Source organism: Novosphingobium sp. HNCC26DJ243 (assembly GCF_057180545.1).
In genome coordinates, this window is record NZ_JBXUGN010000002.1 from 254,166 (window position 1) to 277,929 (window position 23,764).

Here is a 23,764-nt window from a genome sequence, read left to right on the forward strand (position 1 = left end):
CGTCAGACTGGCGCTGCAAAGAGGCCTCCGGGAAACCGGGGGCCTTTTTCATTCCGCCAACCGACGAAACGCATGGCGTCGTCCACGAACGACTTGGCCCTGATCGTATCACCGTGTTATAACGGCAATACAGTCAGGAGAGACATCGTCATGCTGCAATCCCTCGTTCGTGCCCTTGCCGGCGTTGCCGTCCTCGGCCTCGCAACAGCCCTGAGCGGTTGTGACGGCGCCGATATTTCGTTCAACGGCAAGAAGGGCGTGCCTTTGGCAGAGCTCGACATGAACGGCCCTGCACCGACCACGATCACCCTGCTTGGCCCCGACAACGTCCGCGTGACGCGCGGCGACAAGCTGGCGATCACGGTGGAAGGTGAAGCCACCGACAATCTGCGCTTCGCCCTGTCTGAAGGCCAGCTCGGCATCGCGCGCGAGGATTGGAAGATCGGCAAGGCGCAGAACGCCGCTACCATTAACGTCACGGTTCCCGTGCTCAGCGAAGTCGTGCTGGCGGGATCGGGAAATCTCGTGACCGACCAGATGGGTGGGTCTGAAGCCAAGATCGTGGTTGCTGGCTCAGGCCTCGTCGAGGCTCGCGCGATCGATGCGCCCAAGCTCAACATCGACGTCGTCGGCTCGGGCAAGTTGCGCGCGGCGGGCAAGGCCAGGGAAATGAAGCTTACCGTGGCCGGCAGCGGCGATGCCGAGATGGATGGGCTGACGGTCGATGACGTCAAGGTCGACGTCGCAGGCTCCGGCAATGCACGCTTTGCTTCGAACGGCCACGTCAATGCCAACATCATGGGGTCGGGCGAAGTGCGCGTATTCGGCCGCGCCACCTGCAAGGTATCCGCCATGGGGTCGGGCAAGCTCGTCTGCGAAAATGGCGTGACGCCAGAGGACGATCCGAGCGAGGCGGCCGAAGCGCAATAAGACCGCGACAACGCTTCATCGCATTGAATCCATGGCGAGACTTGCCAAGGGCAGTCCGCCATGGAATTCGTTGGCGTTCTGGAGAATCCGATGAAGCGCCGTACCGCCTTGCTCATGACTTGCCTTGCCCTGCTGCAGGGGTGCGTGGCCAAGAGCGCGTTCGACCTGGCCACGGCTCCGGTGCGCGTCGGCGCCCGTGCGGTCAACACGACCGCGGACGTCTATGACCGTGTAACCGTCAGCCAGTCCGAACGTGACGAAAAGCGCGGGCGTGAAATCCGCAAGCGCGAGGAGCGCTACGGGAAGCTGTCGCGCGATTATGATCGGGCCCGCCGGGACTGCAGCCGGGGTGACGACGAGGCCTGCGATTCCGCACGCGCCATCTACGCCGAGATGGACGCCATGCGCGGTTCGCTCCCTTCCGAGCCGAACTAGGACTAAGCCGCCGCTCGCTTGAGCCGATCGTTGATCGCCAAGCCGATCCCCTCGGAGGGAATGGGCGCGACGGCAATCAGCGCTTGGGGCGCCGCCGCAGCATGGTGAAGGCACGCGTAAAGCCGTGCCGCTGCCTGCGCCAAATCGCCGGACTCCGAGAGCGAGACATGGCCCGCGACCGGCCCGAAACCGATCATGTATTCGCCATCCTGCGCGTGGGTCGCATTCAGGCGCACCGGCTTGCCAGGGGCATAGTGGCTCGCCAACTGCCCGGGAGCTTCGATTTTTGATGACGTCATGGCGGCGCTTTGGCTGCCGATTGCATCGGCAATCTGCTGCTCCGTGATCGGCCCCGGCCGAAGCAATGCCCACGTGCCATCTTCACGCAAACCGACAATGGTGGATTCGATCCCTTGCCGGGTCTGTCCGCCGTCGAGAATGAGATCGACTCGGTCGCCCAGCGAATCGCGCACATGTTCGGCAGAAGTCGGGCTCACCCCGCCGCTGCGGTTGGCCGATGGTGCCGCCAGCGGCAATCCACAGGTTTTCAACAGGGCCTGCATGACCGGATGTGCAGGGCAACGCAGCGCAACAGTCGGTAGTCCCGCGCTTACCGCGGCGGCCAGTGCTGCGTCTTCGCGACGTGGCAGAACCATGGTCAGCGCACCGGGCCAGAAGACTGCGGCCAGCCTTCTGGCGCGCTCGTCGAAGTGGGCGAGACTCTCGGCTGTCGTAGCGTCGGGCACGTGCACGATCAGCGGATTGAAATCGGGCCGACCCTTCGCCTGATAGATTCCCGCCACCGCGTCATCATCGTCAGCGCGAGCCGCAAGACCATAGACCGTCTCGGTCGGCACGGCGACGGTGCCCCCTGCGATGAGCATTTGCGCGGCTCGGGCAAGCCCGGAATCGTCGGGCAGTTGCACCTTGGAAGGCTTTGTCGGCACCATGGGTTCTCGCTATAGGGGGCGCGCCGGACCGCGCAAGCGCTGCGGCAAAGGAGAGCGAGCCCATGACCTTTACAGCGCCCACTGCGGACCAGATCCTTGCCATCACGGTAAGTGCCGGACTCGACGAGATTGCCGCGAGCGAACGATTTGCCGCTGCAACGCCAGACCTTGTCGAAGCAATCGTGGAGGGTATCGGCGCATTTGCCGAAGGTGAATGGGCCCCTTTGCATCGCGTGGGCGACCAGATCGGGGCAAAGTGGAACGCTGGCGTGGTGACGCTCCCTTCCGGATATGATGCAGCGTACAGAGCGTTCGTTGATCAAGGCTGGGGATCGATCGCGGGCCCGGAAGCCTTCGGCGGACAGGGCCTGCCTTTCACGCTCGCAACGGCCGTTCTCGAAACGCTCGGCGCGGCCAACATGGGCTTCACGCTCCTGCCGATCCTGACGGTCGGCGCGATCGAGGCGCTGGATCATCACGGCAGCGATGCGCAAAAGGCGCTCTACCTGCCCAGGCTGATCAGCGGTGAATGGTCGGGCACGATGAACCTGACCGAGCCGCAGGCAGGCTCGGACGTCGGCGCGCTGCGCACGACAGCAACGCCGATCTTGGACGGCCCGCACGCGGGCAAGTACCGCATCGCCGGCACCAAGATCTACATTACCTTCGGCGAGCACGACGCTGCCGAGAATATCGTCCACCTCGTACTTGCCCGCACGCCCGGTGCACCTGAAGGCTCGCGCGGCATATCGCTGTTCGTCGTGCCCAAGTTTCACGTCAATTCTGATGGCTCGCTCGGACCGCGCAACGACGTCACCTGCGTCTCGATTGAGCACAAGCTGGGTATCCACTCCTCGCCGACCTGTGTCATGTCCTATGGCGATAATGGCGAGTGCATCGGCGAAATGGTCGGGCATGAGAACGGCGGGTTGCGCGCGATGTTCACGATGATGAATTCCGCGCGGATCAACGTCGGCAGCCAGGGAGTGCAGATCGCCGAGCGCGCGTTCCAGCAGGCGCGGGCCTATGCGCGCGACCGCGTCCAGTCGGCACGCGCCGGATCGCCCGACCGCAGTCCCGTGGCGATCATCGAACATCCCGACGTGCGGCGCATGCTGATGCGGATGCGAGCGCTCACAGAAGGCGCGCGCGCACTGCTTTACTATACAGCCGGGCAGGTCGATCGCGGCACGCTGGGCGATGCCGAGGCGCAGAAGCGGGCCGAACTGCTCGTGCCGATGCTCAAGGCCTGGGGCACCGACATCGGGTGCGAGGTTGCCAGCCTTGGCATCCAGGTCCACGGCGGTATGGGCTTCGTCGAGGAAACAGGCGCTGCCCAGCACTATCGCGACGCGCGCATTGCGCCGATCTATGAAGGTACCAACGGTATCCAGGCCGCCGACCTTGTCACGCGCAAGCTCGGCTACGAGGCTGACGGAATCCGGGGCGGCGTGTTGCAGGCCCTGATGGCGCAGATTGCGTCCGAGATGGAAGATGTGCCCGAAGTTGCCACCTTGGCCAGAGATGCTGCGGCAATCGGCCAGTGGATGAGCACCAGCGCTTCGCTCGACGACAAGCTGGCAGGTTCGGTGCCCTTCACAACGATGTGTGCTGTCGCCGTGGCGGGCTGGCAACTGGGTCGGCAGTCCCGAGCATCGGGGCTCGATGCCAAGATTGCCGTAACGAAGTTCTTTAACCGGGTGATCGTGCCGGAAGCGCGCGGGCTTGGCTCGTCGGCCATGGCAGGAGCCGCGCTGCTCTATGCGCTCGATGCGGAGGCCCTCGCCGGATGAGCGAAGCCTTGCTGAGCCGGATCGCCGATGCGCTCGAGCGTCTGGCACCGCCTGCCGTCATTTCGGCAGACTGGCTGGCGTTCCCGGCCTACGTCTGGGACGGCAAGACCGCACGGGGCATCGACCGGCTCGAGGCACCGCCGCTCGAACTGATGCAGGGCATCGACCAGCAGAAACATGCTGTCGTCGAGAATGTCGCCCGGCTTTCGCAAGGCGCTGCATCGCACGACATGTTGCTGTGGGGTTCACGCGGCATGGGCAAGTCCGCGCTGCTGCGTGCAGCGACGCTTGCAGCGCAGATGACCCGACCGGGTGCGCTTGCGCTGATCCAGGCCAGCCCCGATCTCGGGCTCGCGAACCTTTTCACCACGCTGCGAGGGCTGGACCGGCGCTTTCTGGTGTTTCTCGATGATCTGGGTTTCGACGCCGGTGATACCTCGGGCGCGCGAAAGCTGCGCTCGTGGCTCGAAGGCGGGGTGGAAGCACGACCCGCCAATGTCCGTCTCGCGGTAACCTCGAACCGGCGCGCCATCGTGGAGCGTCACCTGTCCGAGCAGGATGACCCGATCAATCCGCGTGATGTGATCGACGACCGACTCGCGCTGGCAGACCGCTTCGGCCTGAGCCTCGGTTTCCACAATTGCACGCAGGACGATTATCTTGCGATCATTGGGGGGTATGCTGCGCACTACGGGCTGGCGTTCGATGAGTCCGACGCGCTCGAATGGTCCAAGCGCCGCGGCGGCCGATCGGGCCGGGTGGCGTGGCAATATGTCAACGAGCTTGCCGGACGGGCCGGCCGCTCCCTCTGAGCGACCGGCCGCGCTTGATCAGGGCTTGGGCTTCACCAGATCCGAATCGGCATTGGGCCGCATGATGAACTTGCCGGTCCCCTTGGGCTGCGGCGGCGCCGTGCGCTTGGGTAGCGTGACAGCGGCGGCGGCGGCCTGCGCCCCTGGTGCGATCACGCGCCAGATCACGCCGCCGGTATCGTCGCTGACCAGCAAGGCGCCGTCCTTGGCGAAGGCAACCCAGGTGGGGCGTCCACGGGCCTTCTCGTCGCTGGTGAGGAAGCCGGTCAGCACCGGGACCGGTGGCTGCTTCAGGACATTGCCGCGGTCGTCGAAGGCCACGAAGACCACGTCGTAACCGGCCAGCGGGCGGCGGTTCCACGAACCGTGCCGTGCAACGAATGCACCGCTCGCAAACTTGCCGCCCATGCGGTTTCCACCCTTGGCAAAGGCAAGGCCGAGCGGCGCGACATGCGCACCGAGGCCGTATTCGGGCTTGCGGACATATTCCATCAGGTATTGCGGCATCGGTGCTTCGACGCGCCAGTCGATGTTCTTCTTCCAGTACGCCCAGGGCCAGCCGTAATTAGCGCCGAACGGGACGTTGGTCAGGTAATCGGGCACGAGGTCCGAGCCGAGCATGTCGCGTTCGTTTACTGTCGTCCAAAGCTCTTCGCTGTTCGGATTCCAGTCAAGCCCGTTGGGGTTGCGCAGGCCGGACGCGTATTCGCGCGAGCGCTTCTTGGCAAAGTCGTATTCGTGGATCGAAGCCCTGCCCTGTTCAGCATCGATGCCATTCTCGGCGATGTTCGATGAAGATCCGACCGTGACGTAGAGCAGTGCGTTGTCAGGGCTCAGGATCAGGTTGCGCGCCCAGTGGTTGCCACCGCCCGGCAGGTCCATCAGCTTCTCGGGCTTGCCCGTCAGCGCGGTATCGCCAAGCTTGTAGGGGAACGAGAGCACGGCGTTGTGATTGCCCACCAGCAGGCGATCGTCGCGAAGCGCCATGCCGAAGGGAGAATCCAGCGCCGGGTTTTCCATGACGAAGCGCTGTTCCGCCTTGCCGTCGCCATCGCCGTCGCGCAGCAGCACGATCTTGTTGGGCGAAGGACCGCCTGCACCGACCTTGCGGAACAGATATCCCATAACGGCGCCGGTGATCCCACCGCCATCGCCACGCGGAGGCGAATTGGTTTCCGCGACGAGAACGTCGCCATTGGGCAGCGTGACGACCGTACGCGGATGGTCGAGCTTGTCGGCAAATCGGGTCACCTGCAGGCCCTGCGCCGCTACGGGGGTTTCGCCATCCTTCCATCCGATCGGATCGGCGGTGCGGATGGTCGGAATCGATTGCTCGTCCGGATCGGCCAGTTTGGGCCGCGGGCCAGTGGTCTCGTCGAGCGTGAATTGCGCGGACTTCCCGTGGATCGACCAAGCAATGTAGCCGCCGACGAGGGCGATGATCACGAGGATCGCGATCAGGATCTTCTTGATAAGGTTCATGGTCGTGAATCTATGCTTCGCCAGCGCCAAGAGCAATGCCTGCAAAAGGCCGGAAGTTGCGCCGCGCGACTTTTCCGAATGGCTTCGCTAGAACGGCGCGATGTTCAGCTTTGCCCCCTCTCCCGGCCAGTCCAAGGCCGATCTCCATGCCGAGCTTTGCGCTTCGGCCACTGCGCTTGTGCAGGACGAGCCCGACAGCGTGGCCAACATGGCCAACGTTGCGGCGCTGATCTGGCAGTTCCTTCCCGATCTCAACTGGGCGGGGTTCTATCGCATGGTCGATGGCGCACTGATTCTTGGACCGTTCATCGGAAAACCGGCCTGTATCCGCATCGCGCTGGGCCAGGGGGTATGCGGTGCTGCCGCCCGAAGCGGGGAGACCCAGCTGGTGCCCGACGTTCATGCCTTCCCCGGGCACATCGCATGCGACGCGGCCAGTCGTTCGGAACTGGTGGTGCCGGTGATTCGCGACGGAAAGGTCATTGCCGTGATCGATCTAGACAGCCCTTCGCCTGCCCGTTTCGACGAAGACGACGCGCGCGGAATCGAAGCCCTGGCCGCGATACTTGCCGAGCGCGTCTGATTCCTGACCCGATTCGGGACAGGCCGGACTCAAGCATCCGCGGAACCTTGGTTTTCTGCGGCTTTCGATGGTAAGTTTGCGGTTAATTCCTGGTGCTGCCCGCGCCGGACCCTTTGGGGGAACCGCAAGATGCTACGTCTCAAGACTTTTTCCGGACTCGCCGGCATTGCGCTGGTCGCATCCGCCCTTGCCGCCACGCCCGTCCAGGCAAAGGATCACCATGGCGGACCGGGGCACTGGCAGGGTCAGACTTATGGTCATGGTCAGGTTTTCGGACAGGGTCCGGTCTTTTATCCGCCAATGGTCGGCGCTCCCTGGCCCACGACGGTCATGGTGCAACCCATCAACGGTGAGTCGACCTATCCGCAACAGGCCTATCCGCAGCAGCACTACCCGCAGGGTTACCCCTCGGTCGATCCGCGCTGGAACGAAATGGAAGCGCGCTGCCGCAAGGTCTATGGCGACAAAGGGATCGGCGGCGCGTTGCTCGGCGGTCTGATCGGCGGCGTGGCTGGCAATCGTCTGGCCGGCGGTAACCGCGTGCTCGGCTCAGTGGCTGGCGCCGCAGTCGGCGCTGTCGTCGGCACTGCGATCGACAAGGCCGAAGGCAAGGAGCTGCGGGCCGAATGCGACGATTACGCGCGCTCGGTGCAGCAGGGTGGCGCTTATGCCCCCTACCCTGCCTATGGTCCGCAAGGGTACGCGCCCTATGGCTATGTGATGGTGCCGGTGATGATACCGCAATCGCAGCCCTGCGAAGAAAAGACGGTCGTCACCGAACGCTGGGTGACCGAGCCGATCCGTCATCGCCACGTTCCGCGCAAGCCGGTCTATCGCGACAAGCGCGTAAAGGAAAAGCGCGTCTACACCGGTTGATCAGGATTGGGCGTGTTCCACGTGAAACGGCCCGCCTTTTGAGAGGCGGGCCGTTTGCTTTGCCAGTTCCGTTCGGACGCTAAGGCGGCTTGCAGCAAATCAGGATCACGCGTCATTGCTTCGCTGCGCTCGCAATGACGAAGTTAGGTGCGGACTTTCTGCAAACTTTTTAAAGCTTGCGCCCGATCAGTTCCTTCATGATCTCGTTGGTGCCGCCAAAGATGCGCATGACCCGCGCACCGCGCCAGGCACGGGCGATGGCATATTCGTTCATGTAGCCTGCCCCGCCGTGAAGCTGGAGGCACTTGTCCATGATTTCCCACTGCAGTTCGGTGTGCCAGAGCTTGGCTGCCGCGCCCTCTTCCGGCGTCAGTTCCTTCCGAAGATGGCGGGTCAGCGCCCAGTCGAGATGGGCCCAGCCCACCTGCAGCTTCGCCTTGAGATCGGCGAGCGTGAAGCGGGTGTTCTGGAAGTCCAGAATGGGTTTGCCGAAGGCCTTGCGTTCGCGGGTAAACTCCACCGTGTCGTCAAACGCCTTCTGGGCAGAGGACTGTGCACTCACCGCAATCGACAGGCGTTCCTGCGGCAGTTCGCTCATCAGGTAGATGAAGCCCTTGCCCTCTTCGCCCAGGCAATTGGTGATGGGCACGCGAACCTCCTCAAAGAACAGTTCCGAGGTATCCGCCTCGTCCTGCCCGATCTTGTCGAGGTTGCGCCCGCGCTTGAACCCTTCGCGATCGGCTTCGACGAGCACGATCGACACGCCTTTCCATGCCGGCTGGATGTCGGTGTCGGTCTTGCAGCATACCAGGATGAGATCGGCGTTCTGCCCATTGGTGATGTAGGTCTTCGACCCGTTGATGACATAATGGTTGCCATCCTTGCGCGCCGTGGTGCGCATGCCCTGAAGGTCGGAGCCGGTGCCCGGCTCGGTCATCGCGATGGCTGTGATAACCTCGCCCGAGACCAGTTTGGGCAGCCAGGCCTTCTTCTGCTCCTCGGAGCCATAGGACACCAGGTAGTTCGCGACGATGTCCGACTGTAGCGAAAAGCCGGTCGCCGCGCGCCCGTAATAGCTGCTTTCTTCGTCGACGATGGCGTTGTAGCCGAAATCGAGGCCCAGCCCGCCGTATGCCTCGGGCACTGTCGGGCAGAGCATGCCAAGCGCACCGGCCTTGGGCCAGAGCGCCTTGGGCACGATTCCGTCCTCGGCCCACTTCTCGGCATTCGGCGCGACTTCATCAAGCAGGAAGCGCCGCACCGACTGGCGAAAGGCCTCGTGATCTTCGTTGTATGCGGTGCGAGGGATCGCATCGAGTGACATGGCATTCTCCCGTACGGTTCTTTGTTGGGCACAGGGTAAGCGCCACGCAGCCGCACGGTCAACGACATTTTAATCGACTAATTAATGCTTGTTCGGGCAATCAGGCCTGCCTCAGAATTCTCCGCCGGTGAGGCGCTGACAGATTAGATCCAGCTGATCGAGCGTCTTGTACCGGATCGTCACGGCCCCGTTTGCCGGATCGGCATCGGGCGTGATCGATACCTTGAGCCCGAGGAAGTCCTCGAGATGCTGCTCGATTGCGGCAAGGTCTGCCCCGCCGACCGGGTCCTTTCCTGCACGTGCCTGGCGCCGCCCGGCTTCAGGGCGCGCCGCCTTGCGTGCGAGGCGCTCGGCATCACGAACCGACAATCCCTTGGCAATCACTTCGCGGGCGAGCGACGCCGGGTCGGGCGCGTTGATGAGCGCGCGCGCGTGGCCCATCGACAATTCGTCGCGCATGACCATGTCGAGCACGTCTTCGGGAAGCCCGAGCAGGCGCATCATGTTCGCCACGTGGCTGCGCGACTTGTCCACGAACTTGGCAATGTCCTGCTGCGTCAGGCCTTCGCTGTCGGCCAGCCGCTGATAGGCGCGCGCCTCTTCGACCGGGTTGAGATCCTTGCGCTGCAGGTTCTCGATCAGCGCAAGTGCCGCGACCTCGCGTTCGTCAAGCTTGCGGATGATTGCCGGGATTTCATGGACCCGTGCCTTCTGCGCCGCCCGCCAGCGCCGTTCGCCGGCAACCAATTGATAGCGATTGCCCCCGAGCGGACGCACGATCACCGGCTGGATCACACCTCGCGCCGCGATCGACTGCGCCAGCTCCTCCAGCGCTTCTTCGTCGAAGTGGCGACGCGGCTGGTCGGGATGCGGCTCGATCGTTGCGACCGACAGCAAGGCAAGGCCTCCGTCGCGCGGCTCGGCATTCTCGCCCGAAACCGAAACGCGTGCGATCGGCTCTTCGCGACGGACTTCGCCCATCAGCGCACCGAGGCCGCGACCGAGACCGGTACGCCGGGCCGGCACCTTCACTGCTTCCTCGCCGCTCATGCCGCAATTCTCCGTTTGGGCAGGCGCGCGATCAGCTCGCGTGCCAGCTTCATGTAGGCCTGCGAACCCGGGCAGGCGTGGTCGTAAATCAGCGCGGGAAGCCCGTGGCTGGGCGCTTCGGACAGGCGCACATTGCGCGGGATAACGGCCTCGAACACGAGGTCGCGCAGGCATGAACGTACGTCGTCGGCGACCTGATCGGTCAGCCGGTTGCGCCTGTCGAACATGGTCAGGACGATGCCGAGGATGCCCAGATCGGGGTTGAAGCGTTCCTGCACGCGTTCCACTGTCTGCAGCAACTGGCTGAGGCCTTCGAGCGCGAAGAATTCGCACTGCAGCGGGACCAGGATCGAATCAGCCGCCGTCAGGGCATTGAGCGTCAGCAGGCCGAGTGAAGGTGGGCAATCGATCAGGCAGATGTCGTGTCCGGTATCTTCTGCCAGAACCTTGCGCAGGCGGTGCGTCCGATCATCGACGCTGACAAGTTCGACTTCAGCCCCGGATAGATCGACCGTTGCGGGCACGATATCGAGGTTCGGAATGCGGGTCGGCATCATGCAGCCCGAAACCGATGCCTGATCGATCAGCAGGTCATAGGAGGAGAACTCGCGTTCGCCCGCCGAAATCCCGATGCCCGTCGAGCAATTCCCTTGTGGGTCAAGATCAATCAGCAGCGTCTTCCAGCCCGTAGCTGCCAGTGCCGTGGCGATATTGATCGCGGTGGTTGTCTTGCCGACCCCGCCCTTCTGGTTGGCAACAGCGATGGTGATCATGGACGCTTGCCTTTGCGGGACGATTTACGGGATGGCGGATTGCCACCTAGAAGCCGCCCGACCACGATGCCCGCCGACGGATCAGTCAGCGATTGTTCCACGTGGAACAGGTGGCTCCATGATTCGGGAAGCATTTCCAATTCATGCTTCGCCCCTGCCCCTTTCGGCAACAGCCAGACCGTGTCGGGTGTGGAAAAGCGGGCGGATAATTCGAGCAACTTGTCCAACGGGGCAAAGGCGCGTGCCGAAATCACGGCGTGCGGTTCGCTTGGCAGGTCTTCAACCCTGGACAACACGACGCGGACATTCACCAAGCCCAAAGCGTCGGCGGCACGTTGCAGCCATTCGGTGCGAAGCCGACGCGAGTCCACGAGTGTGACAGGTCGATCGGGCTCGATTGCCGCGACGGCGAGGCCGGGGAAGCCTGCACCTGTTCCAAGATCGAGCCACGGACCAGCGGGAAGTGTTTCACGTGAAACATGGAGAAGCTGCGCGGAGTCTGCGATATGCCTCACCCAGACGTGCGGCAGGGTGCCGCGCGCCACCAAGTTCTGGCGTTCGTTCTCATCCAGCAAGAGATCCACAAGTTGCGACAGCCGCACCATCGCATCCTGATTCGGGCCGAGTTTGTCGGCGAGCCAGTCGCGAGCATCGGTTTCGGTCTCGAGCATCATGCCGCCACCTGTCTGCGTGCGTGGACCAGCAGGCTCGCCAGCGCAGCAGGCGTTATGCCGGCAATACGGCCTGCCGTCGCCAGCGTGTCGGGCTGCGCCTTTTCGAGCCGCTCAACCATTTCACGCGAGAGCCCCGGAACCTCGGCATAAGGGAAGCCCATGCCCAGCGCGACATGGTCGGAGGCGCGCAGGTTTCGCAGCTCGGCATCCTGGCGTGCGAGATATGGGGCGTAGGCAGCGTCTTCCTCCACTTCCTCCACGAGGAGCGGATCGAGGACTTCGTCGCCCATCCAAGGGTGCATCGCTGCGATGCTCACCTCGGGAAAGCGCAGCCACTCATTCAAGGGTCGACGGCTTCCATCTGCCCTGACTTGCATCCCCGCGCGACTGAGCTCGGCAGCGGTCACGTCTTGCAGCAATGCCGCCTCCAGACGGTCGCGCTGCGCAATGCGCGCTTCGAACCACGAGCGACGCTCGTCGCCAACGCATCCGAGCGCGATTCCTATCGGTGTCAGGCGGGTCGAGGCATTGTTGGCACGAAGCCGCAGACGATACTCCGCGCGGGCCGTGAGCATGCGGTAGGGTTCACTGACGCCGTGCAGCGTAAGGTCGTCGATCATTACGGCCATGTACGAGTTGGCGCGATCCATCTCGGGCGCGTCGCGTCCGAGGACAGCAGCAGCCGCATGCACGCCGGCAACCAGACCTTGCGCCGCAGCTTCCTCGTAGCCGGTCGTGCCGTTGATCTGCCCAGCGAAGTAGAGGCCGGGGATTGCCTTGACCTCAAGGCTGCGTCGCAAGGCGCGCGGATCGATGTGGTCGTATTCGACTGCATAGCCTGGCACGGTGATCTCGGCACTCTCTAGACCTTCCATTGAACGGATCATGGCGATCTGCACGTCGGTCGGAAGCGAAGTGGAGACGCCGTTGGGATAGACGGTCGCATCGTCCAGCCCTTCCGGTTCGAGGAAGACCTGATGCCCATCGCGGTCGCCGAAGCGATGAATCTTGTCTTCTATCGACGGGCAATAGCGCGGTCCCTGCGCGCCGATCGCCCCGGTGAAAAGCGGCGAGCGATCGAGGCCTGCGCGGATGATGGCGTGGGTTCGCTCGTTCGTCCGGGCGATGGCACAGAACACTTGTGGCAAGGGCCGCGCCGAGGTCAGTGGCGACATGGTCCATGGATCGGCATCGCTCGGCTGTTCCGGCAGGCGTGCCCAGTCGATCGTGCGCCCGTCGATGCGCGGGGGCGTACCGGTCTTGAGTCGGGCCATGGGCAGATCGGCTGCGCGCAGTTGCTGCGCCAGCGTGTGGGCCGCACTCTCATTGATGCGCCCACCTTCCATGCGCTCCTCGCCCCGGAACAGTCGCCCGCCAAGGAACGTGCCGGTGCAGAGCACGACAGCTCTTCCCCCAAGACGCGTGCCATCGGCGAGATCGATCCCGGCGGCTCGGCCCTGTTCCATGTGAAGCGCGGCTGCCTCGCCACCGATCACGGTCAGGTTCGGCTGCGCAGCAATCATTCCCTGGATCGCCGCCTTGAACCGCACGCGGTCGGCCTGCACGCGAGGCCCCTGCACCGCGCTGCCCTTGGAACGGTTGAGCATGCGGTAGTGGATTGCGCCTGCATCGGCGGCGCGCGCGACCAGTCCGTCAAAGGCATCGACCTCGCGAACCAAGTGGCCTTTCCCCAGCCCGCCAATTGCAGGGTTGCAGCTCATTGCGCCGATTGTGGCGGGATCGAAGGAGACAAGTGCGGTGCGCGCGCCCATTCGCGCGGCAACTGCGGCCGCCTCGACGCCGGCGTGACCGCCGCCGACCACGATGATGTCGAACTGATGCATGGCCAGCGCGATAGGAGATTTGCGCGCGCCGGTCAAAAACATCTCATGTTTCACGTGAAACAACGACGACTGTGCAGCCCAGTGTGTTTCACGTGAAACACTATTTGCCTATGCAGAAGCGTCCGAACAGCGCATCGAGCATGTCTTCGGTTCCGGTGCGACCGACCAACTGGTCCAGTGCGCGGCGGGACAGCCGGAGATGTTCGGCTGCGAGCAACGGGTCCGACTGGTGACTGGCGTCTTGCACGCCGATTGCGACGTCGCAGATAAGGGCATGCTGCCGCTTGTTCAGAGCCGCTTCGCCGGGCGCCGGGAGTGTCGTGCGGGCAAATCGCACTAGTTCAGCTCGCAGTTCCGCCATGCCCTCGCCCGTTCGCGCCGAGACGCGCAGTGCCGTGTCTGACTTTTGCAGCGCTGATGGGACATCGCATTGCGCAGCCACTTCCCATGTCGGGCGACCTTGCGGGCCCTGGCCCTCCGGCCCCAGCCACAGGATGAGATCAGCTTGCTCCGCGGCGGCTCGGGCGCGCGCGATCCCGATGCGCTCGATTTCGCCCGCGCCTTCATCACGAAGCCCGGCGGTGTCGACGAAAGTGAAAGCGATGCCATCGAGCGCGACGGCACGAATTAGGACGTCCCGGGTGGTTCCCGGTTCAGCCGCGGTGATCGCCGCTTCGGACTCGACAAGCGCGTTGAAGAGCGTGGACTTTCCGGCATTGGGTGGCCCTGCCAGCACGACGCGAAAGCCGTCCTTGAGCGGCTCTGCCCGGGGGCGTTCGATCACGGCCTCGAGGCTGGCGGACAGCCGATCGCATCCTGACACGAAGCCCGCAGGCAAGAGGCTCTCCCCTTCCCCGACATCATCCTCGTCCGAGAAATCGAGTGCTGCCTCCAGGCTGGCAGAGAGCTGCAGCAGATCGCTGCGCCAGGCTTCGACCTGACGCGACAACGCTCCTTCTGCCATTGCCAGCGCCGAGCGGCGCTGCAATTCAGTCTCGGCTGACAGCAGGTCGGCCAGGCCCTCGGCCTCGGCCAGATCGATGCGACCGTTGATGAAGGCGCGCCGTGTGAATTCGCCTGCTTCCGCGCGGCGGAGGCCGGGCATCCTGATCAGCGCGGATTCAACCGCTGCCACGACCGCCCGCCCGCCGTGGAGGTGAAGCTCTGCGCTGTCCTCGCCGGTTGCCGTGCCAGGGCCCGGCAGCCACAGAACCATGGTGCGATCAAGATGCGTGCCGTCCCCCGGGTCGGCAAGCGTTGCCAAGGTGGCCCGGCGTGGCGGCGGGCATCGTCCGGCCAGCGCAGTAAGCGCATCGCCTGCTTGAGGGCCGCTGATGCGCATGACGGCAATACCGGCGGGCGGCGGGCCGGATGAGAGGGCAAAGATCGTTTCGGTCACGAACCCTGCCCTACACGATCGTCTGCGGTGCGTCAGTCCTTGGACTTCTTGCCCGAGAACGCGCCCATGCCGCCCTGCTCCATGAACTGCTGGAACATCTTGAGCCCCATCTCGCCCATCGGCGCGATCTGCTTCACATAGCCCTGAAGCTGGTCGATGCTGGTGACACCCTGCATCGCCTTGGCGATGTTCTCCACGTAGATGTCGTTCGCCTTCGACAGATCGGGCAGGCCGAGGAAGCGGCGAGCCTCTTCCGGGGTGCAATCGACTTCCATGGTCATTTTCATGCCGGCATCCTTCGTATGAACATTTCGCAGACTGTCATGCACGCTTGGCAAAGTCCACGTGTGGGGCCAACATGGCATTCGACCAATGATTACAATGAACAGGACGAGCAGCAATGGGTGAGAAGATCACGTTCGCGGCGCTGAATGGAGAAGGCGAGATCCCGGGCTACCTGGCTACGCCCGCTGGTCCGATCCGTGCCGCGATCATCGTCATTCCCGAAATCTTCGGCGTCAATCCCGGCATCCGGCACAAGTGCGATGCGTGGGCGGATCAGGGCTACATGGCGCTTGCGCCCGAGATTTTCTGGCGGTTCGCGCCGGGCGTGGAGCTTGACCCGGACGTGCCCGATCAGCTGCAGGAAGCCTTCGGGTACTTCGGGCAGTATGATGCCGACAAGGGCGTCATGGATATCGAGGCCGCGATCCGCTTCCTGCGCGGCTACGAGGGAATCGACAAGGTCGGCCTGGTCGGATTCTGCCTTGGCGGCCGCATGGCCTACATGGCGGCAACGCGCACCGATATCGATGCCGCGGTCGGATACTACGGGGTGATGATCGACCAGATGCTGGGCGAATCGCATGCCATCGCAAATCCGCTGATGTTGCACATTCCGACAGCTGACCATTTCGTGGGGGCCGAAGCGCAAGCCGCGATCCATGCCGCGCTCGATCCACATCCCAAGGTCACGCTGCACGATTACGAGGGCCTCGATCATGGCTTTGCCGCAGAAATGGGCAAACGTCGCAGCGAGGACGGCGCGGCGCTGGCGGATCGTCGGACAAGGGACTTTTTCGCACAGCATCTGGGGTAATCGGAATCAGAGGTGACCGGGCAGGGGTTGCGCCGGATCAATGCCGGTCCCCCTGCCCTGCCCCAGATGAGGAAATCCAGCAGAATACGGCAACCACGAAACGGGAGACGCGGCATGAAACTTGGACTGGCGGCTTGGCACCGCTATATGCTGGGCAGCGATTCCGAGCTGCTCGAGGAACTGGTTGCGGACGACGCCGTCTTCCACTCGCCCGTAGTCCATTCGCCGCAAGTAGGCCGCGAGAAGGTCTTGATGTACCTGACCGCGGCGGGACAGGTCTTCGGCAATGGGACCTTCCGCTACGTGCGCGAGCTGGTGGACGGGCCCGAGGCCTGCCTTGAGTTCGAATGCGAGATGGACGGAATCCAGGTCAATGGCATCGACCTGATCCGCTTCGATCTCGAAGGGCGGATCGTCGATTTCAAGGTCATGGTGCGCCCGCTCAAGGCGATCAACAAGGTTTGGCAGTTGATGGCCGAGCAGATGGAAAACACCTGACACGAAAAACCCCCGGTTTGCGGCCGGGGGTTTTTAATCCATTGATCTTGCAGAATAATCAGCCGTCGTAGTCGGCACCCAGCGAGGTATTGCGTACGGGGGCCGCAGCCGTGATGCGCAGCGCTTCGGCCGACTGCGAGAGCGAGCCGATCTCATCGACTTCATCATCGTCGTCAGGCAGGACGCGCTGCAGCGACTGGATCAGGTTTTCCTTGAGCACAGTCGGACGCACGGTCTCTTCCGCGATTTCGCGCAGGGCCACGACCGGGTTCTTGTCGCGGTCACGGTCGACCGTCAGTTCCGCACCGCCGGAGATCGCGCGGGCGCGCTCTGCGGCCAGCAGGACGAGATCGAAACGGTTGGGAATCTTGTCGACGCAATCTTCGACGGTAACGCGCGCCATGCGGGCACTCCGATATACTGGAAAGACGGAAAGACCGGCAGCTAGGCGCGGGGTGTGGAAAAGTCAAGAAAATGAGGTTGTGCGCGGTGGCGTGTGAAGCTGCACTATTCGTCCGATCCATAGGCGTTGGCGCGCATGTCGTCCGGCGCAAGGTCGGAGAAGCGGGTAATGCGCGCTTCAAAGCGCAGACGGACCTTGCCCGTCGAACCGTGGCGCTGCTTGGCCACGATCAGTTCGGCAAGGCCATAGACCCGCTCCATTTCGGCCTGCCACGCGGCATGGGCCTCCTGAATCTTCGAATCGTCGCTGCCCTGCGGAACCTTGGGCTCCTTGGCCATGACGTAGTAATCTTCGCGGAACACGAACCAGACCATGTCGGCGTCCTGCTCGATCGAGCCCGATTCGCGCAGGTCAGACAGCATCGGGCGCTTGTCGTCGCGTTGCTCGACCGCGCGGCTGAGCTGCGAAAGCGCGATAACCGGAACCGAAAGCTCCTTGGCCAGAGTCTTCAATCCGCGCGAGATTTCCGAGATTTCGTTGACGCGGTTGTCGCTGGCGCGGCCCGATCCCTGCAGCAACTGAAGGTAATCGACGACGATCAGCCCGATGTCGTGACGGCGCTTGAGGCGGCGCGCGCGGGCACGCAAGGCGCTGATCGAGAGCGCGGGCGTATCGTCGATGAACAGCGGCAATTCGGCGAGGCGCTGGCTGGCGAACGAAAGCTGCTGGAAATCCTCGCGGCTGATGCGGCCCATGCGCAGCGATTCGGAACTGATGCCCGATTGTTCGGCAAGGATACGCGTGGCGAGCTGGTCTGCGCTCATTTCGAGGCTGAAGAACGCGACGGCGGCGCCTACCGAATCCTTGGTCGCGATACCGTCGGCCTGATCGCGTCTCAGGCGATCGGCGGCGTTGAAGGCGATGTTGGTGACGAGCGAGGTCTTGCCCATGCCCGGACGCCCGGCAAGGATGATGAGGTCCGAATCGTGGAGGCCGCCGATCTTCTCGTTGACCGAGGTCAGGCCCGTGGTCTTGCCCGAGATGTGGCCGCCTGAAAGCAGGGCCTTCTCGATCATCTCGAGCGATGTGCGGGTGGCGACGCCGAAGCTTTGCGCTTCGCTGCCAGTCTGCGCGCCTTCGGCCACGGCATAGAGTGCCGCTTCGGCCTTTTCGACCTGTTCGAGCGGGGCGACCGAATCGCTGGTGTCGAGCGCACCCTCGACAAGATTGCGCCCGACGCTGATCAGTTCGCGCAGAAGGGCGAGGTCGTAGATCTGCTCGGCCAGTTCGCGCGGGTTGAGCAGGCCCTGCCCGTCGGCGGTCAGGCGGGCGAGATAGGCGGTGCCACCAAGTTCCTTCAGGCCCTCGTCGGTCTCGAAATAGGGCTTGAGAGTGACCGGCGTGACCACGGCCTTGCGATCGATCAGCGTCTGGATGCGTTCGTAGACGCGGCCATGGACTGCAGCGAAGAAGTGGTCCGGCCGCAGCGGTGTCTGCAATTCCTCGAGAATGCGATTGTCGATCAGAACCGCGCCAAGAAACGCGGCCTCGGCCTCGACGTTGGAGGGAAGAGCGCGAATCTCGTTGGGTTCGCGCGAAAGAATGGCTTCGCTGGCTGACATGACGCGCATTGTGCATCAGGCGGCCCGTCACGGCAATCGCACGGGGCTGTGAATAGCGGGGAGTGTTGCCGGCAGGCCCAAGAGCTGGCGGCCATCGGACCATGGACCAATGCAGGGCCTGCCTCCCACCAATCCCCTTGCCCGCCGCCCAAGCGTCTGCAACACAGGGGGCCTAATGGCCGACCCGCGCATCTCGCATATCGAGCTGGACGAAGCGACGATCATCTGGCGCAACGCCGATATCGAGCAGGAACGCCGCATCGCGATCTTCGATCTGATCGAGGAAAACACCTTCAAACCCCTGCGCGCGACCGAGGCGGGTCACGGCGGTCCTTACCGCCTCAAGCTTTCCGTCGACGATGGTCGACTGGTTCTGGCGATTGCCGACGATGGCGGCGAACCGCTGGAAACGGTGATTCTCGGGCTTGGCCGCTTCCGCCGCCCGATCCGCGAATATTTCGCGATCTGCGACAGCTATTACCAGGCGATCCGCAAAGCCACCGCATCGGAGATCGAGACCATCGACATGGCGCGTCGCGGCGTCCACAACGACGCGGCGGAGATGCTGCTGGAGCGGCTGGAGGGCAAGATCGAAACCGATTTTCCCACCGCGAGGCGGCTCTTTACCCTGATCTGCGTGCTGCATATCAGGGGCTGATACAAGACTCGGGAATCGCAAACCTTCATCATGGCCAGGAAACGGAATACGGCGCGCAGGCGCATGGCTGCAGCATTGCTGCTGCTGGCGCTCATCCTTGCCGGGTTCGGCTGGTGGAAGGCGCGAACCTGGTTGCCCGATCGGGATGCCTATCCGGTTCAGGGCATCTGGCTGAGCGACGACGATGGCGCGGTCGACTGGCGCCTGCTGCGCGCAGCGGGCGCAGACTTCGCCTACCTTACCGCCAGCGAAGGCATCTCCACGCGCGATGCAAAATTCGCCGAAGGGCTCGAGGCGGCGCGCGAGCGGGGGATGCAGGTCGGCGCAGTCCACGTCTATGATCTGTGCGCCCCGGCCGAACGGCAGGCGGCGAATTTCGTCACGATCGTGCCGCGCGACAAGGACCTGCTGCCGCCCGCGATTGCGCTCGACATCGATTCGCGCACCTGCCCTGAGGCTCCCGGCGAGGCGCAGATGCAGAGCGAGCTGACCACTTTCCTCAACCAGGTGGAAAAGCACGCCGAGAAGCCGGTCATCCTGATGGTTTCGAAGGGTCTGGAAAAGCAGTATCATCTAGCCGCGATGATTGACCGCAACATCTGGGCTTCGCAGGACTTTCTCGAGCCCGGTTATGCCGGACGGCCGTGGGTGATGTGGACTGCCACCGGGCGCCTTCGCCTGAACGCTGCCGCCGGCCCGCTGCGCTGGGTGGTCGTCCAGCCATGACTCTGACCATAACCGGTCTGCTTGCCGCCCGGCGCGAGGCGCTCGTTGCTGCCGCGCGAACCGCGATGGGCACCGCCTATGCGCCCTATTCGGGATTCCATGTCGGCGCAGCGCTCCTGTTCGAGGATGGCGCCATTGTCACTGGCGCGAATTTCGAGAACGCGAGCTACGGCCTTTCGCTTTGCGCCGAAACGGTCGCCTGTTCGATCGCCGCCCATGCCGGCCGGCGGGGCGGTCTGTTGGCCGTGGCCGTGCTCGGCGGGATGGCCGGCACAGTCGAAGCGGCGATCAGCCCCTGCGGACGCTGCCGCCAGATACTCAACGAACTGGCTGCGCTTGGCGGCACCGATCCGCTGGTGATCTGCGTTGGCGCGCATGAAGTGGTGGAAATGCGCCTGTCGGTGCTATTGCCCAACGCCTTCGGGCCCGCCAATCTGGCCTGACAAACCCGAGGGGGAGCAGACTTGGCCATTCTTTCCGACAAATGGATCCGCAACAAGGCGCTGACCGAAGGCATGATCGAGCCTTTCGTGGAGAGCCAGAAGCGCGATGGCTGCATCAGCTATGGCCTGTCGTCCTATGGCTATGATGCGCGCGTGGCCGACGAGTTCAAGATCTTTACGAACGTCGATTCGGCCGTTGTCGATCCGAAGAACTTCGACGGGGCAAGCCTGGTCGACCGCAAGACCGACTGCTGCGTGATCCCGCCCAATTCCTTCGCGCTTGCGCGGACAGTCGAATACTTCCGCGTGCCGCGCGACGTTCTCGTGATCTGCCTGGGCAAGAGCACTTATGCGCGCTGCGGCATCATCGTGAACGTCACGCCGCTGGAGCCCGGCTGGGAAGGCCATGTCACGCTCGAGTTCTCGAATACCACGCCCCTGCCCGCGAAAATCTACGCCAACGAAGGCGCCTGCCAGTTCCTGTTCCTGCAGGGCAACGAACCGTGCGAAGTCAGCTATGCCGACCGTGCGGGCAAGTACATGGGGCAGCGCGGGGTGACGCTGCCGCGGCTGTGACCTCGCCAGTTTAACCCCTCACTTAAATCCGGTTGCATTCGCCAGCGAGTTCGCCAAGCTTCGACCAGAACAATCGAGGCGGAGAGGCAAATGGGCGCAGGACAACCGGACAGGGCAGAGAGGCCCTTCGACATCGTCGTGTACGGAGCGACGGGGTTCACAGGGCGGCTGGTCGCGGAATATCTTGCGCGGCATTACGGGCAGGAAGGGCCGCGCTGGGCCATGGCCGGGCGCAGCGCTGCCAAGCTTGCCGAAGTGCGCGCGCTGATCGATGCGCCCAAGAACACGCCCCTGATCGTGTCAGACATCGGTGATCCGGCCAGCCTTGCCGAAATGGCCGGCCAGACGCGGGTCGTCCTGACCACGGTCGGGCCTTATCAGCTATACGGCGAGCCGGTGCTCGAGGCATGCATTGCCGCCGGGACCGACTATGCCGACTTGTGTGGCGAGCCGGTCTGGATGCGCCAGATGATCGACAAGCACGGGCACGCGGCCGAAAGCAGCGGGTCGCGGATATGCTTCTCGTCAGGCTTCGATTCGATCCCGTTCGATCTTGGCGTGCTGATGTTGCAGAAGGAGGCGGTCGCGCGGTTCGGTCGCCCTGCCCCGCGTATCAAAGGTCGCGTGCGCGGCATGAAGGGCGGTGCTTCGGGTGGTACGGCGGCCAGTCTCAAGGAAACGCTTGCCGCGCTGGGCAAGAACCCCTCGTTGATTCCGCTGATGACCAGCCCGTTCTGCCTGACGCCCGGTTTCGAAGGGCCAACCCAGCCTGCGGGCGACAGGGTGCAGCATGACGATGCGCTGGCGAGCTGGGAGGCGCCATTCATCATGGCGGCGATCAACACCAAGAACGTCCACCGCACCAACGCCATTCTCGGACATCCGTGGGGCACAGAATTCGTCTATGACGAGATGGTACTGACCGGCCCTGGCGAGCAGGGCAAGGCAGTGGCCGACCACATGGCAAGAACGCCGATGATCGGTCGTCCTGACGATCCGCAGCCGGGCGAAGGGCCATCGAAGGAAGAACGCGAAAGCGGCTTCTACGATGTGCTGTTCCTGGGCGAGATGCCCGATGGCCGGACGATCCGTTTCGGCGTCAAGGGACGCTATGATCCAGGCTATGGCTCTACCAGCCGGATGATTGCAGAAACGGGCATCGCGCTGCTCGGCAGCGCAGCGCCCGGTGGCATCGGAACGCCCGGATCATTGCTGGGAGAGGCGCTGGTATCCCGCCTGCAGGCGCATGCGGAAATCAAATTTGCGGTGGAGCACTGAATCATGGACAGCGTCGGCAATCCGGCTCTGCACCGGTTGCCGACGTCGCAGATCATGACGCGTCAGGCAGCCTCTGCGTAAGCCTCGGCTTCGGCGGCGATGAGGATGTCGGCAAGCATCCAGTAAGCCTCGCCCCAGGCGCCGAGCACTTCGTCAGTGGCGACTTCAGCACCAAGAACATCGCGAATCGCCGGGAGCAGGGCGTCGGCAACGAGCGGGTAATGTTCGGCCCTGACCCCGGTCTCCACATGGCGTGCAACCATCCGGTGCACGGCGGGCCCGAGGTTTTCGAGCTTGTCGATGTTTTTTGCGTAGGCAAGGATCGCGCCGGCAAGGCGGCGCGGCTGCTCGCCGCTTTCCTGTGCGGCCTGGTCGAACATGGTCTTCACATCCTCGTTCTGGAACAGGCGCTTGTACATGGCCGTGGTGATCTCGACGCCATGTTTCTCGAGGGCGGGAGCGGTGGCCTTGACGATGGTTCTTGCCTGTTCGGATGCGGTGCGCATGGGGGATCTCCAATCCGGTAACTGAATTACCGGTATTTAAATTACTTGATTCCGGCAAGCGAAATATCGATCAGGAAAAGATGCAGCTGACCCAGCATACCGATTACGGCCTGCGCCTTCTGATCGTGCTTGCCCGCAGCGGGCGGGCCCTTCCGCTGCCCGCCTTCTCTTCACAGCAGGGGCTGAGCTACCATCATGTCGCTAAAGTGGCGCAGGCGCTCATCCGCGAAGGCCTTGCCGTTTCGCAGCGCGGGCGCAGCGGCGGGATAGCCCTGGCACGGCCGGCTGCGGAAATCAGCGTGGGCGAAGTGGTGCGCAAGCTTGAGCGCGGCATGCGCCTTGCCGATTGCGCACGCTGCGCGCTCAAGGCGGATTGCGCGCTGAGTAGCGTGCTTGCCGAAGCGCTCGATGCGTTTCTTGCAGTGCTCGATCGCCACTCGCTGGCCGACATCGCGCAAGAGGGCGTTCCGGCCTTTGCACCCTGGACCATGCTGCCCGCCTCGCCCGGTTGCGAGGTTACGGCGCCTTCCTGAGCGCCGCGACACAGGCCGCGCGATCCACGTCCCGTCCATCGCCCCTTCTCGCGTCCACGTAGGTCGCGGTCGCGCGGTTCGATCCTGGCTGGGGATAGAGATAGACGTCGAGAATGCAGGCGGTGCCGGTCCACTGCATCTTGCGTGCGTCATCCTCGATCACGTCAAGCCGGGGCGCGCCGAATTGTCGGCCCAACTGAAGCGCATCGGCTCCGATCACGTTTTCGAGGCCGGGGATCATCTGGACCTGAGCGGACGGCCTCGTGACGGGTGCCGGGCGCGGCACCGTGGTCCGGACAGGTGGCGGGGTGGAGCGCACCGGCAGCTTGCCGACGGAGTTCACCGTCTCGCCCCCGCACGAGGCAAGAAGCAGGGCGATCGATGGCACAAGGGCGCGCGAAAAGAGCTTGGTCACGACCGTGGCATGCAGCGCCCCACCCTTTGCGTCAACGATCCGGCGCACTGTCCGTCGCGCGAGGTGCGCAGCCGGGCGCTTG

At 63.8% G+C, this 23,764-nt stretch carries 27 protein-coding genes; 14 read left to right on the forward strand and 13 right to left on the reverse strand.

What is annotated here, in order from left to right; genetic code table 11:
* Window positions 1-150: 150 nt before the first annotated feature.
* Together AC2A04_RS08735 and AC2A04_RS08740 are read left to right on the forward strand one after the other, a co-directional pair.
* Complete coding sequence (locus tag AC2A04_RS08735) at window positions 151-930, forward strand: head GIN domain-containing protein (RefSeq protein WP_484211936.1); 780 nt, start codon at window positions 151-153, stop codon at window positions 928-930.
* Window positions 931-990: 60 nt separating this feature from the next.
* Entirely contained in the window at window positions 991-1,365 is a 375-nt protein-coding gene (locus tag AC2A04_RS08740; RefSeq protein WP_484211937.1) for a hypothetical protein, read from the forward strand.
* Window positions 1,366-1,367: 2 nt separating this feature from the next.
* Here the strand turns inward: AC2A04_RS08740 and AC2A04_RS08745 are convergent, their stop codons facing one another.
* Window positions 1,368-2,315 carry an L-threonylcarbamoyladenylate synthase gene (locus tag AC2A04_RS08745; protein ID WP_484211938.1) on the reverse strand — a complete coding sequence of 316 codons (948 nt, stop codon included), beginning with the start codon at window positions 2,313-2,315 and terminating at the stop codon, window positions 1,368-1,370.
* 62 nt (window positions 2,316-2,377) lie between these two features.
* On the opposite strand from AC2A04_RS08745, the gene AC2A04_RS08750 reads away from it, so the two are divergent.
* Together AC2A04_RS08750 and AC2A04_RS08755 are read left to right on the forward strand one after the other, a co-directional pair.
* On the forward strand, window positions 2,378-4,108 hold the full coding sequence (locus tag AC2A04_RS08750) for an acyl-CoA dehydrogenase family protein (RefSeq protein WP_484211939.1): 1,731 nt from the start codon (window positions 2,378-2,380) through the stop codon (window positions 4,106-4,108).
* Window positions 4,105-4,920, forward strand: a complete 816-nt coding sequence (locus tag AC2A04_RS08755) for a DUF815 domain-containing protein (protein ID WP_484211940.1) — start codon at window positions 4,105-4,107, stop codon at window positions 4,918-4,920. The genes AC2A04_RS08750 and AC2A04_RS08755 overlap by 4 nt, the downstream gene beginning before the upstream one ends.
* 18 nt (window positions 4,921-4,938) lie before the next feature.
* Here the strand turns inward: AC2A04_RS08755 and AC2A04_RS08760 are convergent, their stop codons facing one another.
* The gene (locus tag AC2A04_RS08760; RefSeq protein WP_484211941.1) at window positions 4,939-6,402 is read right to left on the reverse strand and encodes a PQQ-dependent sugar dehydrogenase; all 1,464 of its coding nucleotides are present in this window, start codon (window positions 6,400-6,402) and stop codon (window positions 4,939-4,941) included.
* Window positions 6,403-6,502: 100 nt separating this feature from the next.
* Between AC2A04_RS08760 and AC2A04_RS08765 the strand changes: the two genes are divergently transcribed.
* Together AC2A04_RS08765 and AC2A04_RS08770 are read left to right on the forward strand one after the other, a co-directional pair.
* The gene (locus tag AC2A04_RS08765; protein WP_484211942.1) at window positions 6,503-6,985 is read left to right on the forward strand and encodes a GAF domain-containing protein; all 483 of its coding nucleotides are present in this window, start codon (window positions 6,503-6,505) and stop codon (window positions 6,983-6,985) included.
* 129 nt (window positions 6,986-7,114) lie between these two features.
* Window positions 7,115-7,861 carry a glycine zipper 2TM domain-containing protein gene (locus AC2A04_RS08770; RefSeq protein WP_484211943.1) on the forward strand — a complete coding sequence of 249 codons (747 nt, stop codon included), beginning with the start codon at window positions 7,115-7,117 and terminating at the stop codon, window positions 7,859-7,861.
* Window positions 7,862-8,030: 169 nt separating this feature from the next.
* On the opposite strand, the gene AC2A04_RS08775 is transcribed toward AC2A04_RS08770, so the two are convergent.
* The 7 genes from AC2A04_RS08775 to AC2A04_RS08805 form a co-directional block, all read right to left on the reverse strand.
* Window positions 8,031-9,185 (reverse strand): acyl-CoA dehydrogenase family protein, encoded by a 1,155-nt coding sequence (locus AC2A04_RS08775; protein ID WP_484211944.1) that lies wholly within the window; start codon window positions 9,183-9,185, stop codon window positions 8,031-8,033.
* A gap of 111 nt (window positions 9,186-9,296) precedes the next feature.
* Complete coding sequence (locus tag AC2A04_RS08780) at window positions 9,297-10,235, reverse strand: ParB/RepB/Spo0J family partition protein (protein WP_484211945.1); 939 nt, start codon at window positions 10,233-10,235, stop codon at window positions 9,297-9,299.
* Window positions 10,232-11,008, reverse strand: a complete 777-nt coding sequence (locus AC2A04_RS08785) for a ParA family protein (RefSeq protein ID WP_484211946.1) — start codon at window positions 11,006-11,008, stop codon at window positions 10,232-10,234. The genes AC2A04_RS08780 and AC2A04_RS08785 overlap by 4 nt, the downstream gene beginning before the upstream one ends.
* The gene (rsmG, locus tag AC2A04_RS08790; RefSeq protein ID WP_484211947.1) at window positions 11,005-11,682 is read right to left on the reverse strand and encodes a 16S rRNA (guanine(527)-N(7))-methyltransferase RsmG; all 678 of its coding nucleotides are present in this window, start codon (window positions 11,680-11,682) and stop codon (window positions 11,005-11,007) included. Before rsmG ends, AC2A04_RS08785 begins: the two co-directional genes overlap by 4 nt.
* Window positions 11,679-13,526, reverse strand: a complete 1,848-nt coding sequence (mnmG, locus tag AC2A04_RS08795) for a tRNA uridine-5-carboxymethylaminomethyl(34) synthesis enzyme MnmG (RefSeq protein ID WP_484211948.1) — start codon at window positions 13,524-13,526, stop codon at window positions 11,679-11,681. Before mnmG ends, rsmG begins: the two co-directional genes overlap by 4 nt.
* A 100-nt stretch (window positions 13,527-13,626) precedes the next feature.
* Window positions 13,627-14,925 carry a tRNA uridine-5-carboxymethylaminomethyl(34) synthesis GTPase MnmE gene (mnmE, locus tag AC2A04_RS08800; protein WP_484211949.1) on the reverse strand — a complete coding sequence of 433 codons (1,299 nt, stop codon included), beginning with the start codon at window positions 14,923-14,925 and terminating at the stop codon, window positions 13,627-13,629.
* 32 nt (window positions 14,926-14,957) lie between these two features.
* Window positions 14,958-15,212 carry a DUF6489 family protein gene (locus AC2A04_RS08805; protein ID WP_484211950.1) on the reverse strand — a complete coding sequence of 85 codons (255 nt, stop codon included), beginning with the start codon at window positions 15,210-15,212 and terminating at the stop codon, window positions 14,958-14,960.
* A gap of 113 nt (window positions 15,213-15,325) precedes the next feature.
* Here AC2A04_RS08805 and AC2A04_RS08810 point away from each other — a divergent pair, with 113 nt between their 5' ends.
* A complete protein-coding gene (locus AC2A04_RS08810) occupies window positions 15,326-16,024 on the forward strand; it encodes a dienelactone hydrolase family protein (protein ID WP_484211951.1) in 699 nt (232 codons plus the stop codon).
* Between the two features lie 114 nt (window positions 16,025-16,138).
* Window positions 16,139-16,522: a nuclear transport factor 2 family protein gene (locus tag AC2A04_RS08815; protein ID WP_484211952.1), complete on the forward strand. Its 384-nt coding sequence runs from the start codon at window positions 16,139-16,141 to the stop codon at window positions 16,520-16,522.
* 58 nt (window positions 16,523-16,580) lie between these two features.
* On the opposite strand, the gene rpoZ is transcribed toward AC2A04_RS08815, so the two are convergent.
* Both rpoZ and AC2A04_RS08825 read right to left on the reverse strand, forming a co-directional pair.
* Window positions 16,581-16,925: a DNA-directed RNA polymerase subunit omega gene (gene rpoZ, locus AC2A04_RS08820; RefSeq protein ID WP_484211953.1), complete on the reverse strand. Its 345-nt coding sequence runs from the start codon at window positions 16,923-16,925 to the stop codon at window positions 16,581-16,583.
* A 104-nt stretch (window positions 16,926-17,029) separates the two neighbouring features.
* Complete coding sequence (locus tag AC2A04_RS08825) at window positions 17,030-18,547, reverse strand: replicative DNA helicase (RefSeq protein WP_484211954.1); 1,518 nt, start codon at window positions 18,545-18,547, stop codon at window positions 17,030-17,032.
* A gap of 175 nt (window positions 18,548-18,722) precedes the next feature.
* Here AC2A04_RS08825 and AC2A04_RS08830 point away from each other — a divergent pair, with 175 nt between their 5' ends.
* From AC2A04_RS08830 to AC2A04_RS08850, 5 genes are all read left to right on the forward strand, one after another.
* Window positions 18,723-19,205 carry a UPF0262 family protein gene (locus tag AC2A04_RS08830; RefSeq protein WP_484211955.1) on the forward strand — a complete coding sequence of 161 codons (483 nt, stop codon included), beginning with the start codon at window positions 18,723-18,725 and terminating at the stop codon, window positions 19,203-19,205.
* Between the two features lie 63 nt (window positions 19,206-19,268).
* The gene (locus tag AC2A04_RS08835; RefSeq protein ID WP_484211956.1) at window positions 19,269-19,931 is read left to right on the forward strand and encodes a glycoside hydrolase family 25 protein; all 663 of its coding nucleotides are present in this window, start codon (window positions 19,269-19,271) and stop codon (window positions 19,929-19,931) included.
* Window positions 19,928-20,374 (forward strand): cytidine deaminase, encoded by a 447-nt coding sequence (locus tag AC2A04_RS08840; protein WP_484211957.1) that lies wholly within the window; start codon window positions 19,928-19,930, stop codon window positions 20,372-20,374. Before AC2A04_RS08835 ends, AC2A04_RS08840 begins: the two co-directional genes overlap by 4 nt.
* A gap of 21 nt (window positions 20,375-20,395) precedes the next feature.
* Window positions 20,396-20,950 (forward strand): dCTP deaminase, encoded by a 555-nt coding sequence (gene dcd, locus AC2A04_RS08845; protein WP_484211958.1) that lies wholly within the window; start codon window positions 20,396-20,398, stop codon window positions 20,948-20,950.
* A gap of 90 nt (window positions 20,951-21,040) precedes the next feature.
* Window positions 21,041-22,228: a saccharopine dehydrogenase family protein gene (locus tag AC2A04_RS08850; protein WP_484211959.1), complete on the forward strand. Its 1,188-nt coding sequence runs from the start codon at window positions 21,041-21,043 to the stop codon at window positions 22,226-22,228.
* A 62-nt stretch (window positions 22,229-22,290) separates the two neighbouring features.
* Here the strand turns inward: AC2A04_RS08850 and AC2A04_RS08855 are convergent, their stop codons facing one another.
* Window positions 22,291-22,734 (reverse strand): globin domain-containing protein, encoded by a 444-nt coding sequence (locus AC2A04_RS08855; protein WP_484211960.1) that lies wholly within the window; start codon window positions 22,732-22,734, stop codon window positions 22,291-22,293.
* A gap of 80 nt (window positions 22,735-22,814) precedes the next feature.
* Here AC2A04_RS08855 and AC2A04_RS08860 point away from each other — a divergent pair, with 80 nt between their 5' ends.
* Window positions 22,815-23,267: an RrF2 family transcriptional regulator gene (locus tag AC2A04_RS08860; RefSeq protein WP_484211961.1), complete on the forward strand. Its 453-nt coding sequence runs from the start codon at window positions 22,815-22,817 to the stop codon at window positions 23,265-23,267.
* Here AC2A04_RS08860 and AC2A04_RS08865 read toward each other — a convergent pair.
* Entirely contained in the window at window positions 23,251-23,682 is a 432-nt protein-coding gene (locus AC2A04_RS08865) for a hypothetical protein (RefSeq protein WP_484211962.1), read from the reverse strand. The two genes, AC2A04_RS08860 and AC2A04_RS08865, sit on opposite strands and share 17 nt — an antisense overlap.
* Window positions 23,683-23,764 lie beyond the last annotated feature (82 nt).